13 protein-coding genes are annotated in these 16631 nt (G+C 44.4%); 11 read left to right on the top strand and 2 right to left on the bottom strand.

Annotated elements, in window-relative coordinates; genetic code table 11:
* Positions 1–34 precede the first annotated feature (34 nt).
* The 9 genes from aroA (at position 35) to trpA (ending at position 9070) form a co-directional block, all read left to right on the top strand.
* Positions 35–1393, top strand: a complete 1359-nt coding sequence (gene aroA, locus LZ23_RS15590; protein WP_045215661.1) for a 3-phosphoshikimate 1-carboxyvinyltransferase — start codon at positions 35–37, stop codon at positions 1391–1393.
* 101 nt (positions 1394–1494) lie between these two features.
* Positions 1495–2268, top strand: coding sequence for a prephenate dehydrogenase (locus LZ23_RS15595; RefSeq protein ID WP_045215663.1), 774 nt, complete (start codon positions 1495–1497; stop codon positions 2266–2268).
* 118 nt (positions 2269–2386) lie between these two features.
* Positions 2387–3796: an anthranilate synthase component I family protein gene (locus LZ23_RS15600; RefSeq protein ID WP_045215664.1), complete on the top strand. Its 1410-nt coding sequence runs from the start codon at positions 2387–2389 to the stop codon at positions 3794–3796.
* Entirely contained in the window at positions 3771–4349 is a 579-nt protein-coding gene (locus LZ23_RS15605; protein ID WP_045215666.1) for an anthranilate synthase component II, read from the top strand. The genes LZ23_RS15600 and LZ23_RS15605 overlap by 26 nt, the downstream gene beginning before the upstream one ends.
* Before the next feature lie 72 nt (positions 4350–4421).
* The gene (trpD, locus tag LZ23_RS15610; protein ID WP_045215667.1) at positions 4422–5414 is read left to right on the top strand and encodes an anthranilate phosphoribosyltransferase; all 993 of its coding nucleotides are present in this window, start codon (positions 4422–4424) and stop codon (positions 5412–5414) included.
* Position 5415: 1 nt separating this feature from the next.
* Positions 5416–6189, top strand: a complete 774-nt coding sequence (locus LZ23_RS15615; RefSeq protein WP_232300514.1) for an indole-3-glycerol phosphate synthase TrpC — start codon at positions 5416–5418, stop codon at positions 6187–6189.
* The gene (locus LZ23_RS15620; RefSeq protein WP_045215669.1) at positions 6186–6806 is read left to right on the top strand and encodes a phosphoribosylanthranilate isomerase; all 621 of its coding nucleotides are present in this window, start codon (positions 6186–6188) and stop codon (positions 6804–6806) included. Before LZ23_RS15615 ends, LZ23_RS15620 begins: the two co-directional genes overlap by 4 nt.
* A 23-nt stretch (positions 6807–6829) precedes the next feature.
* Complete coding sequence (trpB, locus tag LZ23_RS15625; protein WP_045215670.1) at positions 6830–7999, top strand: tryptophan synthase subunit beta; 1170 nt, start codon at positions 6830–6832, stop codon at positions 7997–7999.
* Positions 8000–8305: 306 nt separating this feature from the next.
* The gene (gene trpA, locus LZ23_RS15630; protein WP_045215672.1) at positions 8306–9070 is read left to right on the top strand and encodes a tryptophan synthase subunit alpha; all 765 of its coding nucleotides are present in this window, start codon (positions 8306–8308) and stop codon (positions 9068–9070) included.
* 64 nt (positions 9071–9134) lie between these two features.
* Here the strand turns inward: trpA and kamA are convergent, their stop codons facing one another.
* The gene (kamA, locus tag LZ23_RS15635) at positions 9135–10544 is read right to left on the bottom strand and encodes a lysine 2,3-aminomutase (RefSeq protein ID WP_232300515.1); all 1410 of its coding nucleotides are present in this window, start codon (positions 10542–10544) and stop codon (positions 9135–9137) included.
* Positions 10545–11160: 616 nt separating this feature from the next.
* Positions 11161–12456: a DNA methyltransferase gene (locus LZ23_RS15645; RefSeq protein WP_045215675.1), complete on the bottom strand. Its 1296-nt coding sequence runs from the start codon at positions 12454–12456 to the stop codon at positions 11161–11163.
* Between the two features lie 376 nt (positions 12457–12832).
* Between LZ23_RS15645 and LZ23_RS15650 the strand changes: the two genes are divergently transcribed.
* A complete protein-coding gene (locus tag LZ23_RS15650) occupies positions 12833–14359 on the top strand; it encodes an AMP-binding protein (protein WP_084591101.1) in 1527 nt (508 codons plus the stop codon).
* 630 nt (positions 14360–14989) lie between these two features.
* A complete protein-coding gene (locus LZ23_RS15655) occupies positions 14990–16561 on the top strand; it encodes a sigma-54-dependent Fis family transcriptional regulator (RefSeq protein ID WP_045215677.1) in 1572 nt (523 codons plus the stop codon).
* The last annotated feature ends 70 nt before the right edge of the window (positions 16562–16631 follow it).

Here is a 16631-nt window from a genome sequence, read left to right on the forward strand (position 1 = left end):
TAGACAATAATAAAACCGGTTAAATTAAAATATTATGAACAGTATAAGTCACATAATACTGAATGCTCCTTCCTCCAAGTCCATGTCTCACAGGGCCATGCTCATGGCTGGTCTGGCTCAGGGAGAATCAATCTTGAGTAACGTCTTAGACAGCGATGATCTTACCCATACCCGCATGTGCCTTGAAGCCATGGGTGCGCAGTTTGACAGTTCGGGTTCCAGGCTTGTGGTCAAAGGTCTGGGCGGAAAAGTATCTGCAGCTCCAGGTCAGGTCGTTGGTCTTGATGTAGGTGAATCCGGCACGACCTGCAGGCTGATAGCAGGCATTGCAGCTGCTGGAAAAGGCAGTTTTAAAATATCAGGCCGCGGCAGAATGCATCAGCGACCCATTAAAAGTTTAGCCGATGCTTTAATGCCTTTTAATATTATTTTTTCTTACCAGGAGGCTCACGGTTGTCCGCCGGTAATCATCGAAACCCAGGGCCTTCCCGGTGGAGAGCTGTCCATATCTTTGGAAGAAAGCAGCCAGTATCTGTCAGGAATTCTTTTGGGATCCATCATGGCTGAAGATGAGATGGTTATAAACCTGACCGGAAGCAAAGTGGTATCATGGCCTTACGTTAATCTGACCCTGCAGGTTATGGATGAGTTTGGTTGTGGACCGGAAATACAGGTTGAAGAAAGTGGAAAATGGGTGAGTGTTTCAGCTTCTCAAGTAAAGGAAGCAAAGCCGGGCAAAATAAGATTTATTGTCCGCCCTTTAACTGTAGCTGGCAGAGACTATCAGGTTGAAGGCGATTTCAGTAATGCGTCATATCTTCTCGCAGCTGGGGCTCTTGGCCCAAGGCCCACAATGGTCACAGGGCTGAACCCTCAATCCAGGCAGGGGGACAGGGTTATCTTAGATATTCTGCAAAAGATGGGAGCCAGAGTTGAGATAAGCAATAAGGGTGTACTTGTGGAAGGTGCCCGGCTTAAAGGCGTGGACTTAGATATGGGAGCAAGCCCGGATCTGGTTCCTACGGTAGCTGTGCTGGCATCCCAGGCCAGGGGGATTACTAAAATAACCAATGTAGCCCATTTGAGAATCAAGGAAAGTGACCGCCTTGAGGGTGTATTCAACGAGGTGAGCAGGACAGGCTGCAAATGCAGCATGTTAGATGATGGTCTGATCATTGACCCTGAAGGGTTTGAGTCAGACAGAGAAATAAAATTTTCCACATATGATGATCACCGCATGGCCATGAGCCTTTCATTGTATCAGCTTACAGGAATCAATGTTGTTCTGGATAATCCTGACTGCGTGAAAAAATCCTTTCCAGGATTCTGGGATGAATGGAGCAAAGTGGTATCTGGGATGGGGAAGGCTGAAGGAGGGAAGGCTGAAGGCTGAAGGCTGAAGTGTGAAGCCTGGACCTTGGACCTTGGACCTTGGACCTCAGACCTTGGACCTCGGACCATTTTTGATCAGTAACTAGCTAAGGCATAAATAATATGAATGATTCTCAAATAGCCATTATTGGCGGGCACGGTCAGATGGGGCGGATGTTAGACAAAAGATTTTCTGATGTCGGCTTGAAAGTTCTTTGTCTGGATCAGCCCCTGCCTGAAGATGAGCTCGAAGCTCTTCTGTCTCCTTGCAGGCTGGTTATTCTGGCCGTGCCCATTTCTGTCTTTGCCCAGGTTACTGAATTGATTGCACCCAGAATGGCCCAGGGAACGATTTTAACTGATATTTGCTCAGTCAAGGTAACCCCGCTCATGCATATGGAAAGGCTTTATACAGGCCCTGTGGTGGGGACTCATCCCTTGTTTGGTCCTGACCCAAAACCCGATCATGAGCTTAAGGTTGCCCTGTGCCCTGGTACTGGCACAGATCAAAATAGCGTGGAATTGGTTGAAAAAATATTCAACAAGGCCGGGATGCGAACGTTTATCTGTTCGGCCAGGGAGCATGATCAGGCCATGGCCTGCATCCAGAGTCTTAATTTTGTTACAACAATATCATATTTTGCCAGCTTGCCCCAGGATCTTGATCTGGAAAAGTTTTCCACACCGTCATTTATGCGCAGGCTTAACTCAGCCCGGAAGATGCTCAATGAAGACGCTTATCTTTTTTCATCTCTTGCTGAAGACAATCCTTATACTGGACAAATGATTCGCAGGTTCAAATCTTTTCTTAACTTAAGTGCAGCAGGTGAGCTGGAACTTCTGCAGGACAAGGCCCTCTGGTGGTGGCGTAATGAAAATGAAAAAGGGGGGCCATAATGTCTTTTATACATGCGTTTAGTGTAACTAAAAAAGCCGCGTTCAGCCCCCCCAGGGCAGGACGCGGCTTTTTTTGTTTTTACCGATTCAGGTTGAATGATAAATAAAGGAGTGAAACATGATCAAACTTAAGCAAAAGGCAACCTGCCTGCCGGCAGATACCCAGACTCCGGTATCTTTGTATCTTGGCTTTGTGGGCAGGGAAAAGGGAATTCTACTGGAAAGCTCGGAAGTAGACGGCAGGCTGGGACGATACAGCCTGCTTGCCTGGGATTTCAGGCTGCAGCTTGGGAGCAGGGAAGGCAAGCTCACTGTAAAGTGTCTCGATAATCGCTTGGATTCCATCAAAGATTTTGAAGGGCTGGATTTTACCGAGGGTGTGCGCAAAGTGCTGGAAGAAATTGAAATCGAGGCTGACAGTGAGTTTGACCTGCCGCCCATGACCAGGGCTGTTTATGGTTATTTTGGATATGGAATGAGCGGACTTTTGGAACCAAAGCTGGCTCAGGCCCTGCCTGCCGAGCAGACTGAAGCCCAGCTTGTACTTCCCGGAAGGATGCTTCTTTTCGACCATCTGCACTATCATTGTTATTACTTATGTCTTGATAATGATCTATCCCTGCCCAAACCCAAGCCATCAAGAGCCAAGTCCCAATTTAAAGTGGGCAAAATCACCACTTATCCTGACCAGGAAAAATATCACGACTGGGTAATCAAAACCAAAGAGCTTATCAGGCAGGGAGAAGCCATTCAGGTGGTGTTGTCCACCAGGTTTGAAGCACCGTTTAAAGGAGATCCGTTTCTTGTATACCGTCATTTGCGCAGAATAAATCCCTCCCCATATACCTTTTTTCTCAATTTGGACGGGGTTTCTTTGATGGGGTCTTCTCCTGAGCTTATGGTTAAATGCGGGAAAAATGTTCTGCAGTTGAGACCCATTGCAGGCACCAGGCCCAGGGGTGAGACAGAGAAAGAGGACCAGGCCCTGGCTGATGAACTATTGCAGGATGAAAAGGAACGGGCCGAGCATGTCATGCTTGTGGATCTGGGGCGTAACGACCTGGGCCGTATTGCTCAAGCCGGCAGTGTTGAAGTAGATAAGTTCATGCAGGTGGAGCGCTTTTCCCATGTCATGCACCTGACCTCGTATCTTTCTGCTCTTTTGAAAAAAGATATGGATGTGGTGGACATATTAAAGGCATCCTTTCCAGCTGGTACAGTTTCAGGCGCGCCCAAAATAAGGGCTATGGAGATCATTTCTGAAATGGAGGAGCTGCCTCGCGGCCCTTACGCCGGAGCCATTGGCTGGATTGGACTGGATCAGGGCAAGGTGAATATGGATACAGGTATAACTATCAGAAGTCTTTGGATCAGGGACGGCAAGATTCACTGGCAGGCCGGAGCTGGTGTTGTTTACGATTCAGTCCCTGAAAAAGAATGGCAGGAATGCGCCAACAAGGCCAAAGCCATTCTCAAAGCCCTAAGCTACACAGGAGGAACAGATGATTTTGCTCATAGACAACTTTGATTCCTTTACTTTCAACCTGGTTCAGGTGCTTCAAAAAATCGGGGTGGACCCTGTTGTTGTTAGAAACAATGACGATTTTGTGTTTGAAGCTCTTGAGGGTAAACTTGAAGGAGTGATTATTTCGCCTGGCCCCAGCAGACCTGAGAATGCAGGACTTTGCTTAGATTTTTTAGAAAAGCTGGACCAGAGTATACCCGTTCTCGGTGTATGCCTTGGCCACCAGATACTGGGCCATTTTTCAGGGGCTGAAGTAAAGGTGGCTGACAGGATCATGCACGGCAAGACAAGCAGGGTCTACCATGAACAAAAAGGAATTTTTCAGGGCATTCCCAGTCCTTTTGAAGTGTGTCGTTACCATTCCCTGCTGGTTATTCCGGGTTCTGAGCCAAAGTTTGAGGTTACAGCGAGAACCAGAAGCGGTGAAGTGATGGGACTGCAATATTTAGATCGACCATGGATGGGAGTCCAGTTTCACCCGGAATCTATACTTACGCCTATGGGACCTCAGATTGTGGAGAATTTTGTCAGGGTTGTAGGGAGTTTTAGGTTTTAAGTTTTAGGTGTTTTGATTGCCTGCAAGAATCATTTTTTGCAGGGAAATTTGAATAGTAAATGGAGAAACACAATGAACATTCAAAAATCTTTGAATAAAATATGTGAAAGGCAGAATCTTGATTACGAAGAAAGTCTTGATATATTCAGGGCTCTTTTTCAGGGTGACATCACCCCTGCCCAGAGCGGAGCCTTGCTTCTCGGGCTCAGACTCAAAGGCGAAACCGGCGATGAACTGGCTGCTGCAGTAAAAGTGGCTTTAGAAAAGGCCCGACTGGTCAATAATATGCAAGGCGTGCGTATAGATACCTGCGGTACAGGCGGAGACGGACGCAACAGCTTTAACTGCTCTACTGCGGTTGCTTTTTTTCTGGCAGATATGGGGGTAAGCGTAGTCAAACATGGCAACAGGGCTGTATCAAGCTCCTGTGGAAGTGCTGATGTGGTTGAAGCACTGGGACTGCCTCTATTAGATGATCCGGCAAAGGTCGGCCCTGAGCTTGATAAAATAAATTTTGCCTTCTTATTTGCCCCGCACTTTCATCCCGGTTTTGCCGGCATTGCCCCCTTACGCCAGGAACTGGGCATAAGAAGTATATTCAACCTGATGGGCCCATTGCTAAATCCTGCCCGGCCCACGCATCAGATTCTTGGTGTACCATCAGAAATATTTATGCCTCTAATGGCTGCGGTGCTGCAAAAGAATGAGGTGAAGTCAGCAGCAGTGGTGCATGGAGCCCAGGGTTTTGATGAACTCACGCCATGCGGAGTTAATAAAGTAATCTTTGTCAGTGAACAGGGGCTCAAAGGCCAACCCATTGATCCGACTGAATTTGGTTTTAATCTATGCTCTCCTGAAGATCTGGCCTGCCAGGATAAGGATGAGGCATTGAAACGTCAAAGAGAAATACTTAGTGGCTGCGGTCCTCAGGCCATGCAGGACATGGTGGCCCTTAATCTTGGGCTTGGCATTGCACTTCTTAACCCAGAATTAGATATAAAAGAGTGTATGGTTCAGGCCAGAAAAAAAGTTGGTTCCGGACTTAAAAACCTGCAGGTATTTTGAAATGAAAAATCAGATGCTCAAAAAATTCATGGATGCCAAGCAGGAAGAGATTAAGGCATTGCAAATGCTGGCTGCTTCTGGAAAGTCAGCGTCTGTTTATGATGGTCCAAGGCCTGGGTTTCTCGATGCCCTGAAAAGATCTGGCCCGTCCATAATTGCTGAATACAAAAGGTCCTCCCCGTCCAAAGGGGAAATTAACAAAGATCTTTCACCTGAACAGGCTGCCCAAATGTTTGTCAACGGAGGGGCAAGCTGTTGTTCTGTACTGACTGAAAAAATGTATTTTCAGGGTGATTTAGATTATCTGCAAATATTTGCGGATCAGAACCTGCCTGTATTGCGCAAGGATTTTCTGTTTCATCCCTTGCAAATCATAGAAACAGCCGCCACCAAGTCATCAGCCTTACTGCTCATTGTCAGAGTGATTGAGGATCAAATGCTTTTAACTGAACTGGTGCGAAGCAGCCTTGACTATAGTATTGAGCCAGTGGTGGAAATATTCAGTGAAAAGGAGCTTGATCTTGCAACCGCTGCCGGGGCAAGACTGATACTGGTAAACAATAGAGACCTGGATCTGCTTAAAGTGGACCTGAAAGTTTCAAGAAAGCTCATAAAAAACAAGCCCGCACACCAGACCTGGATTTGTGCCAGCGGTATTGAAGAAAAAGATCAGATTGATGAGTTTCACGCTCTGGGATTTGAGGCCTTTTTGATCGGAACCAGCATTATGTCTGCACCCAATCCGCAACAAAAACTCAAGGAGCTTGGAGCATGAAAAAAAGGCTTGTCAAAGTATGTGGTCTCACCAGCTGCCAAGACCTTGCGTTTTGCCAGGATATTGGTGTTGACCTGACCGGCTTTATTTTTCATCCGCCCAGCCCGCGATATATTGATCCTGTTGTTGTTGGTCGATGGGAGAAAAAAACAGAGCTTCGGGTGGGAGTGTTTGTCCACTCGGATATTGAAAAGATTATTGATACCATTGAAACAGCAAGGCTTGATCTTGTTCAGTTGCATGGGGGACAGGATGAAAAGGTGTGTCTGAGCATTGGTCCGGAGCGGGTAATGCGCGTCTTCTGGCCTGAAAGGCATGTCATGAAGGATGATTTTGAGCAGGAACTGGATTCTTTTAAAGAAGTCTGCAGTTTTTACCTGTTAGACGCTGGTACAAGTTCGGGTGGTCATGGCAGGAGTATTGCCAGCCCCTGGCTTTGGGATTTGATTACCGCAAAGCCCTGGTTTCTCGCTGGAGGTCTTAGCCCGGATAATATTAAGGGTGTTTTGGATCTTGGCATGACAGGGCTGGATTTAAATTCCGGTGTTGAGCTGAGTCCGGGAATCAAAGATCATGATAAGATTAGAAGAATAATGAAAATAATTTTTGATATGTGAATTTCAATCTACAGGAGATAGTCATGAAAAAAGGATATTTTGGGGATTTTGGAGGGCAGTTTGTGCCGGAACTGCTGGTGCCGCCCCTGACTGAACTGGAAAAGGCCATGCAGGAGATCATGGATGGACCGGAATTCAATACAGAGTTGGAGCAGGTGTTTTCCGATTTTGTGGGCAGACCCACCCCCATTTGCAAATGTTTTAATCTGTCAAAGGAGCTGGGTTTTGAGCTCTGGCTCAAGCGTGAAGATCTGGCTCATACAGGAGCCCATAAAATTAACAATACCATTGGCCAGGCCCTGTTGACCAAACATATGGGTAAAAAATGTCTTCTTGCTGAAACTGGAGCTGGACAGCACGGAGTAGCCACGGCAACGGCAGCAGCAGTGCTTGGGCTTGAGTGTATTGTATTTATGGGTGCCTTGGATGTAGAGAGGCAAAGCCATAACGTACGCAGGATGGAGCTGCTCGGTGCAAAGGTGGAACCGGTGCAAAGCGGAACCAAAACCCTCAAGGATGCCATTAATGCTGCGCTGCGTCACTGGATAGCTCATCAGCAGGATACTCATTATTGTCTGGGATCAGTGGTGGGGCCTCATCCCTTTCCTTTACTGGTCAGGAAACTGCAGTCAGTTATTGGACAGGAGGCCAGGAAACAGTTCATGGATCGTCTGAGCAGGTTGCCGGATATTGTTGTGGCCTGTGTGGGTGGCGGGTCCAATGCCATGGGCATATTTCATCCTTTTGCAGAAGATAAAGATGTAGATCTGGTGGGCGTTGAAGCTGGAGGCGAGGGATCACCTGACTGTTTTCATTCTGCCACATTGTCCAAAGGAACTTCAGGGGTGCTGCATGGAACTCGCACCTATCTTTTACAGACAGAGGACGGACAGATTATGCCCTCCCATTCAGTGGCACCCGGGCTTGACTATCCAGGAGTCGGGCCGGAGCATTCTTTTTTAAAAGACAGTGGTCGGGCCAGATATGATGTAATATATGATCACCAGGCATTGCAGGGTTTTTACACTCTGTGTCGCAAGGAAGGAATTATCCCGGCCTTGGAAAGTTCTCATGCCCTGGCCTGGGTTCTGGAAAACAGGGAAAGCATTGCCAAAGGCTCTGTGGTATTGGTCAATCTGTCCGGACGTGGTGACAAGGATCTTGATATTGTCCGGGAGATTGAAGCTGGTTAGTAAGGTTTCAACTGTAAAAAAATGTAACTGTTCACCATCCAGCTGCCATTTTCAAAAGCGAAATGCAAAATACTGGACCCCGGATCATTTTCGGGGTGTCGGTTAAAGCAGATTCTTACTCTTTACCGTCATTCCGGCCAAAGCCGGAATCCAGAAAACAACAGGTTAGCACAGAAGTCAGCCTGTAGAACTGCATAAAAGCATGCTGAACAGAAATAAATAAACACAACAACCGTTAACAATTAACTGATAACATTTAACTCTCAAGCTGCAGAACTTTTTTAGTTCAATGATAAGGAATAAAATATGAGTAATATCCTGACAGACAGAATAAAGACTGCCCTTTCAGACGGGCGAAAGGCTTTGATCCCTTTTGTGCCTGCAGGTTTTCCAGATAAGGCTCAGTTCTGGGACATCATTATGGAACTTGATGACTCAGGCGCGGATATTATTGAAATTGGTGTCCCTTTTTCCGATCCAGTGGCTGATGGCCCTGTGGTGGAAAAGGCATCCATCAGATGCCTCGATCAGGGGGTCAATCTGCATTGGATTATGCAGGGGCTTGCAAAGTACAGAAAAAACATAAGTGCTGGAATTGTACTCATGGGCTACTTTAATCCGTTTTTACAGTATGGGCTTGACAGCCTGGCCAGCAAGGCAGCAGAGGTGGGAGTTAATGGAATTATTATTCCTGATCTCATCTTAGAGGAAGCATTGCCTCACTTGGATCAGCTTCAACCCTCAGGATTGTCCTTTATACCTCTCGTGGGACTCAACACTCCACAAGAGCGAATGAATAAGTATTCACAAACAAAACCGGCTTTTGTGTATCTGGTTTCTGTTCTGGGTATAACCGGAACAAAAGCAAGCGCAACTCAGTTGCTGCGCGATAAACTAAAACAGGTAAAAGAAAGCTTTGCATGTCCTGCTGCGCTGGGATTTGGCCTAAGCTCCAAAGAACAGTTAGAACCCATTGCGGATCTGGTGGAAGCGGTAGTGTTTGGCAGCGCTCTGATCAAGCATCTTGACCAGGGCAAAACAGCGAGAGATTTTATGCGGGCCTGGGCTTAAGCTCATAACATCTTTACACTTCGCGTCAAACGCGAAGTGTAAAGATGTTCAGATCGTTTTAAAATTAGGCTGCGGTTGATCTTCTTTGCATGCGCTGATTATCGCTTGGGGTCAGGCTGCAGGTTTCATCGCTGTCGGACAGCAGTTTTTCAATGCCCACGCACTGTTCCACCCCGTCATCCTCCTTAAGCTGGAGATTGCATGCCTTGCAGTCACGGTCGCAGAATTTTGCTTCATAGCTTTCAGGTTCGGAGTAGGTGGTGATCACTCCTTCAAAGTTGCGCAGAATTACCTTGTTGGCCCCCCAGGAAACAATATAGTTGGGCATGATGGGTATTTTTCCTCCTCCGCCGGGAGAGTCAATGACATAAGTTGGCACTGAAAAGCCGCTGGTGTGTCCCCTGAGACTTTCTATGATTTCAATGCCTTTGCCCACTGGCGTGCGAAAGTGAGTCAGGCCTTCGGACAGATCGCACTGATAAATATAATATGGGCGAACCCGGTTTTTAATGAGTTTCTGATTAAGGGTTTTGATCAGGCGCTGGCAATCATTGATGCCTGCCAGAAGTACTGTCTGGTTACCGAGAGGAATGCCTGCATCCGCAAGCATGGTCAAGGCGGCCTTGGATGTGCTGGTTACTTCTCTTGGATGATTGAAGTGCGTGTTGAGCCAGAGAGGGTGATGTTTTTTCAGGATTTGCACCAGATCGCTGGTAATCCGGTAAGGAAGGACTACCGGCATTCTGGATCCGATTCTTACAACATCCACATGATCAATCATGTTGATTTCTCCAAGAATCCAGTCCAGACGTTCATCGGAAAGCATTAAGGGATCACCCCCGGATAAGAGCACGTCTTTTATCTGAGGTGTATTTTTAATGTATTCAATGCCTTTTAAAAGGTCTTTTTTTCCAGGCATGGTTTCCGCGTCGCCCACCTTTCGTTTTCTTGTACAGTGGCGGCAGTACATGGAGCATATATTGCTGATATGAAAGAGCACCCGGTCAGGATAGCGGTGAGTTATGCCTGGAGTGGGGCTGTCCTCTTCCTCATGCAATGGATCGCTCATATCGGATCTTTCTATGATCAATTCCTTAGACGAAGGAAAGGACTGACGGAATATGGGATCATTGGCATAATCATCTGTTTCAATAAGAGATAGATAATAAGGAGTTACAGACATTGGGAATTTTTCCGCAGTCTGCCTGAATGCTTTTCTTTCCCGTTGTGGAAATTTAATATTAAGAAGGTTCTCAAACTGATCAATATTGCGTACTGAATTCTGGATATGCCATTTCCAGTCGGTCCACCTTGATTGCCAGTCCTTTGCGGCAGGCAGATTATTCTGACTGACCGTATTTACAGCACATTGAACAGATTGTGCAGAGTGTAGCACCTGGCTATTTTTCGGCGCATCAATGTTGCTGGTCATTCTTCTGGCAATTTTACTGTCCTTTTCGTTCAACTGATACATAATTAATCCTTTAGTCAGCCAATCTCAGATTCGGAGAACACTTTTCAGGCTTATATTAAGCAACTACCTCATGTTCATGCAAAAGGATAAACTGTTGCCCGAAATCTGCACCAGCATTTCCAAAGCTCCAATGATCCGCATAATTGGGTCATTGAGCAAAGTAATCAACTTATTATTTAGATCGGTCAGCGATCTGAGCGGTGATCTTCAAGAAGCACCAATGGATTCACATCAGCACAAGCCTGAGATATAACCGGATTGCCTTAACAAAGTCATCTATACCGGGTGCGAAAATCATATGCCAAACAGTTCTGAAGGCAGATGAGCCAAACCCGGCAGGTAACTCTCAAGTCTTGCTGCAGTGATAATAAAGCTGGAAAATGGTGAGCGGCTGCCTGTTTGAGTTTAGAAAAGAAGCTTGAGTGCTCTTCTCTGTTTTCTGATTCGATTGTCTTATCTATAACAAAATAATGCAGAAATCAAGTTTAATTAAGCAACGAATAAAATAGGTAAAAAAAGCAGGGAGATAATATTGACTTATGGGTACAGTTTTGTACTTATTAAGTATGCTTGTTTCCAAAATATTTTCCGTATTTTGCTACTTCTTTTTTGACCACTAATTTACCTCTTTTTTCTTATATTCCAGGAATTTATTTTTATTCTTGTATTGATAAGACAAGTCTACTTCTACAAAACCATTTTTAATTAAATGAGCATTTAAGAATGTCTTATTTTTAAGATAGACATACGCCATTAAGTTGTTGCTGGTGTCGTGTTTGATTGCATCATATTTAAGAGTAATCTTTTGACCTTTAGTTTTGATTTTTAAAAACTCAATAGCCTCTTTTGCTGTAGACTTATCTTCTTTTACTCCAATTAGCCTTACAGTTAGATCGTTATTTAATTTAATCAATTCCGGACTGATTATCGTTTTTATTGTATAAAAATCCTCTGTATCTGTTGAGCTATTGTTGTCTAATTTAGAGCCGTACTGTAATTTTTTAGGGTCGATTTTTTTATCAAAAGCATGAAAATCTTTAAAAACATAGGGAAGACTTCTGATTTTCTGATTAAAATCAAGATCAATGACACTTTGGGTAGAGAATATAAATTTTGGTCCATTCAATTCAGGGCTATAGACCCCAAGCTTTTTTCTAATAAGTGAAAAAAACTCTTGATTGACTTCATAACCTATAGAATTTCTGCAAAGCTTTTTGGCAGCCAGAGAAGTGGTTCCACTGCCAAGAAAAGGATCTAAAACAGTATCACCGACAAAAGAGAACATTTTGATTAACCGTTTAGGAAGTTCCTCAGGGAACATGGCAATATGACCGTCCTGCTTCGCACCTCCAAAATACCAGTGTCCAGAAAAATACTCCTTCCATTCTTCTTTTGTCATTTTTGATTCTTCTTTTAGTTTTTTATCCGGCTTTTCAGGGGTGCCAAGTTTTTTAAACAGGAGGATAAACTCATAATCTATGGAAATAATACCATTGCGAGGAAATGGAAAACTTCCCATTATACTTGCCCCTCCAGTGGTATTGGTAGTTGTTTTTTTCTGCCATATTATGGCTCCCATGTAGTCAAATCCGATTGCTTCGCAAAATTTAATAATCTCAGTTCTTATAGGAATAACTTTATATCTCCCATAATAAACAGACCGAGCGAACTGATCTCCAATGTTAACACAAAGTCTGCAGCCATTTTTGAGAATCCGGTGACATTCGTTCCATACAAGATTTAGATTGTTTATATAGTCTTCATAGTTGTCATTAAAACCAATTTGCCCTTCAGAGCCATAATCCTTTAATTGCCAATATGGAGGAGAGGTGATGACAAGATGAACGGATTTGTCTTGTATTTCGTTCATGCGCCGACTATCGCCTTGAATGATTTTGTGTGTTGTTTTCATGAGCACTCCGAAACCAAGTGAGAAAGTTACTTGTTTTGATAATTACTGTAAAATAGCATGCCGTGCAGTTGTCTTAATCTCGCATATTTTTTGGGGTTGTCATTATTTAAGCGATGCTATAGAGTAGTAATTTCTTGAGATGACTGAAAGATGCTAAATTGAGTATCTGAATAGTTTATGTCCGTCTTAGTATTTCTAAGCAGCTTCAAAACAACTGAGCCCCGGGTCCTGGGGGAAGTTTGCTTGTTCAATACAAGGTGGAGGAGCATTGCAGGCGCTGATTGTTAAAAGCCTGCAGGATGCTGTCTCCACTATAACGACAATTACTTGTCCAATCTATTACTCATAATGTTTTTTTTATACAAGGAGATATTTTGTGCAACTACACCACCGATTTATTCAAACAGCTAAGAAGTTTCCTAAGAAGATTGCAGTACATGACATAGCTGCAGAGCGTGAATTGACCTATGAAAGGATGCTCATTGTAAGCCTGATTTTATCCAAGCGTTTTAAGAAGATTAAAACCCAGTATGTAGGCGTGATGGTTCCCACTTCAGCCGGGTGCATGCTGACCAATCTTGGTTTGCTCATGGCGGGTAAAATTCCAGTCATGATCAATTATGCTACAGGAGCGTTGGAAAACTCATTGTACGCTCAGGACAAATGCAGCTTTAAAACCATACTGACCAGTAAAAAGCTTTTGGACAAGCTCGATCTAAAGCCTGTAGAGGGAATGGAATTTCTTGAAGATATTGTAGCCTCTGTCAGTCTGACTGAAAAGATTCCAGCCTTAGTAAAGGCTAAAATGCCTGAAAATATGGTTCATAAAATGGTGCATTCCGGTGATGACGATGAGACAGCTGTTATCTTGTTTACCAGCGGCAGCGAGAAAGAGCCTAAAAGTGTCCAACTCACTCACAAGAATATTGGACACAACTTAGACAGTATTCCCAAGGTTGTGGATGTGGATCATAAAGATGTATTTCTGGCAAGCCTGCCACTGTTTCATGTCTTTGGGCTGACCGCGAACTTCTGGATGCCTCTAACAACAGGTACTTCCATTGTCACCTATCCAAATCCACTGGAATTTAAGGTTGTTTGCAGTCTTGTCAGGGATTACAAAGTTACAATTATGACCGGCACCCCGTCATTTTATCATGGATACCTGAAGAAATCCCAGCCAGGAGATTTTACCTCTGTCAGAGTGGCTCTATCAGGAGCTGATACTCTGGCCCCCCAGATTTATGACGGTTTTCAGGAAAAGCAGGGCATTACATTATTAGATGCATATGGTGCAACAGAAACAAGTCCTGCTATAAGCATCAATACACCGAGCCAGAACAAAAAAGGAAGCGTGGGCAAGCCATTGCCAGGAGTTGAAGTCCGAATTCTAAATGTGGACACTGATGATGAACTTCCTCCAGGTGAGACTGGGAAAATACTGGTCAAGGGCGATATGGTTATGAAAGGTTATCTTGGTGACCTTGAAGAGACAACTATGCGCATTCATAATGGCTGGTATGACACAGGAGATATGGGGTTGTTGGATGAAGACGGATTTTTGTGGCACAAGGGCAGGCTTAAGAGGTTCGTCAAGGTTGGAGGCGAAATGGTTTCCCTGGTTCGAGTGGAGGAAGTACTTTATAAATATGTAGCTGATGAAGTGCTTTGTTGCGTTGTGGGCATTCCCAACCCAACCAAAGGTTCGGATATTGTTGCCGCCATAACTACTGATGATTTCAGCAAGCGCAAGCTCATCAAGCAAATGAGTAAAGATTTACCTGCCATTGCTGTGCCCAAAGAGTTTTATGTTATCAAGGATATACCTGTAATGGGTTCTGGAAAAGTGAACTTTCGTGAGGTTGAGCGTATTTGCAGAAAGATGTCCATTGAAGGGAAATGAGAAGGGATCCAGGGCCTATGGGGTGAAGATTTCAGAAGATAATAGCAGGCTGAAGGGTTTAAAGCTGAAGGCTAAAGGCTGAAGATTTGCAGGCTGAAGGGTTGAAGAAAAGATAGAATGACAATTTTGGAAAAAACAGGAGTCTAATTGGTTAATTTGTGGTAATTAAATTACAATTTTGCGGATTGTTGTCTTGAGATAACTGACTGGTCGCCATAAAAAGCTGCGAAAATATATCAGTATAAACCGATACTTTTATGTAAACTGGATGGGGACTGCTACTTTTGTCTCCGGATAGTTCGGCTGTTTTGCGTTTGAGGTTGAGAAAAGTGCCTGTCACCTGTGGCTTAGTAACTTACCGCCTTAATCACGCTGCAATAATCATGAAAATTTTAAAAACTGACAAGACCAATAATGTCCAAAATCCTAATTTTTCAGCCTTCAGCCTTCAGCCTTCAGCCTGAAAAGTCCAGTTATCGCCACAAGTAAACTATCCTTGTTTGAAATTGGGCTGCGGGCACGGCCCGCGTTAGGCTATAATTTACACAAAATATCGCTGTAGCGATAGGTGTTGCTCAGAAATATTTCTGATTTTCCTGTGACAGGTACGTTCTTTGCTTAATCAAATTTATGGTTAAGCTGGCTCAGTCAAAATTAAAGGTTCTTTATGAAGTAAGTCTGATACTTGGTCAGGCATTACAATTAGAGAATTCCTTAGACAAGATCCTTAAGGTCCTTGCTGACTCTTTGCATATGAAAAGAGGGACCGTTACCATCATCGATGATGAAACGGGCATACTCAGTATAATGGCCTCACATGGCCTTACTCCGGCTGAAAAAGACAAGGGCAAGTATCGCCTTGGTGAAGGGGTGACAGGGCGAATCTTTGCCTCAGGTCAACCGTTCATTGTACCGGATATTGCTAAAGAACCGCTGTTTCTTGGCAAAACAGGGGCCAGAAACATGGAAAAGGGCAAGATATCTTTTATTGGTGTGCCCATTAGTCTGCAAGGTACCCCCATTGGCGTGCTGACCGTAGATAAGCTGTTTGATCAGGATGTTTCTTTTGATGAGGACATCAGATTCTTAACCATCGTTGCAGCATTGATCTCCCAGTTTGTGAGCATTAACAGGCAGGTTAGAGCGAGAGAGAAGGATTTGCTCAGAGAAAACCTGTCATTGAAGACAAAATTGTCAAAAAATGTTCAGCGTTTTTTTATTGTTGGTAAAAGTCCTGCCATGTCCGCCATCCATCAGATGATTGAAAAGGTTGCACCCACAAGAGCCACAGTTCTGTTTCTTGGTGAATCCGGAACAGGAAAAACGCTTATTGCCAGAATCATTCATGAGTTGAGTGAAAGATCCAGATTCCCATTTATCAAGGTAAACTGTGCCTCGCTGCCGGACAATCTTCTTGAGTCTGAGCTTTTTGGTTATGAAAAAGGTGCATTTACCGGTGCTGTAGGGTCCAAGCCCGGGCGTTTTGAAGAAGCAGATAAAGGAACTATATTTCTTGATGAAATCGGTGAAATGCCTCACAGCATTCAGGCCAAGCTGCTGCGTTTTCTTCAGGAAAGAGATTTTGAGCGTCTTGGCGGAAATAAGACCATACGTGTTGACGTTCGAATCATTGCTGCAACCAACAAGGACCTGGCCCGTGAGGTTCATCATGGCAAATTTCGTGATGATCTGTATTATCGATTGAATGTATTTCCCATCATTGTGCCCCCACTTCGAGATCGCAAGGAAGATATCCCTTCCCTTCTTAATCACTTTGTTGACAAAATTGTAAAAGAGTATGGAAGAAGGTTGTATTTTTCACAGGACTGTCTTGACGTTCTTGTAAACTACAGCTGGCCAGGTAATATCAGAGAGATGGAAAATCTGGTGGAACAACTCTCCATACTTGCAGAGGGCGAAAGACTCGAAAGCAGGGATCTTCCAGGTTTTATGGTTGATGTTCAGCCTTCCAACCAGCCTGAGAATGTTGATTCCAGAACTCTGGAAGATATTGAGAAAAAAGAAGTATTAATTGCTCTTGAACGGAATGCGTGGATTCAGTCACGGGCAGCGAGAGAACTGGGCATTACCCAGAGGCAGATGGGATACAAGGTATCAAAATTTGGTCTGAGGGAAGTAATAGCGAGGCACAAAAAAGATATTCAGAAAAAATGGTCTGAAGGGGGGAAAGGGGAAGGCTGAAGGTTGAAGGTTGAAGGGGAAGATAGGAGAAATTAGAGGCCTGGTGAAAAAGCTCTGATTCTAACTGCAA

The organism is Desulfonatronovibrio magnus (assembly GCF_000934755.1).
GTDB classification, from domain to species: domain Bacteria; phylum Desulfobacterota; class Desulfovibrionia; order Desulfovibrionales; family Desulfonatronovibrionaceae; genus Desulfonatronovibrio; species Desulfonatronovibrio magnus.

What these genes read in the sequence shown, in the direction of transcription:
- LZ23_RS15655 (WP_045215677.1), top strand. Translation starts at nt 14,990, where the DNA reads ATGGTTAAGCTGGCTCAGTCAAAATTAAAGGTTCTTTATGAAGTAAGT.
- LZ23_RS15645 (WP_045215675.1), bottom strand. Translation starts at nt 12,456, where the DNA reads ATGAAAACAACACACAAAATCATTCAAGGCGATAGTCGGCGCATGAAC.
- trpD (WP_045215667.1), top strand. Translation starts at nt 4,422, where the DNA reads ATGAACATTCAAAAATCTTTGAATAAAATATGTGAAAGGCAGAATCTT.
- trpB (WP_045215670.1), top strand. Translation starts at nt 6,830, where the DNA reads ATGAAAAAAGGATATTTTGGGGATTTTGGAGGGCAGTTTGTGCCGGAA.
- LZ23_RS15600 (WP_045215664.1), top strand. Translation starts at nt 2,387, where the DNA reads ATGATCAAACTTAAGCAAAAGGCAACCTGCCTGCCGGCAGATACCCAG.
- trpA (WP_045215672.1), top strand. Translation starts at nt 8,306, where the DNA reads ATGAGTAATATCCTGACAGACAGAATAAAGACTGCCCTTTCAGACGGG.
- LZ23_RS15595 (WP_045215663.1), top strand. Translation starts at nt 1,495, where the DNA reads ATGAATGATTCTCAAATAGCCATTATTGGCGGGCACGGTCAGATGGGG.
- aroA (WP_045215661.1), top strand. Translation starts at nt 35, where the DNA reads ATGAACAGTATAAGTCACATAATACTGAATGCTCCTTCCTCCAAGTCC.
- LZ23_RS15615 (WP_232300514.1), top strand. Translation starts at nt 5,416, where the DNA reads ATGAAAAATCAGATGCTCAAAAAATTCATGGATGCCAAGCAGGAAGAG.
- LZ23_RS15605 (WP_045215666.1), top strand. Translation starts at nt 3,771, where the DNA reads ATGATTTTGCTCATAGACAACTTTGATTCCTTTACTTTCAACCTGGTT.
- kamA (WP_232300515.1), bottom strand. Translation starts at nt 10,544, where the DNA reads ATGTATCAGTTGAACGAAAAGGACAGTAAAATTGCCAGAAGAATGACC.
- LZ23_RS15620 (WP_045215669.1), top strand. Translation starts at nt 6,186, where the DNA reads ATGAAAAAAAGGCTTGTCAAAGTATGTGGTCTCACCAGCTGCCAAGAC.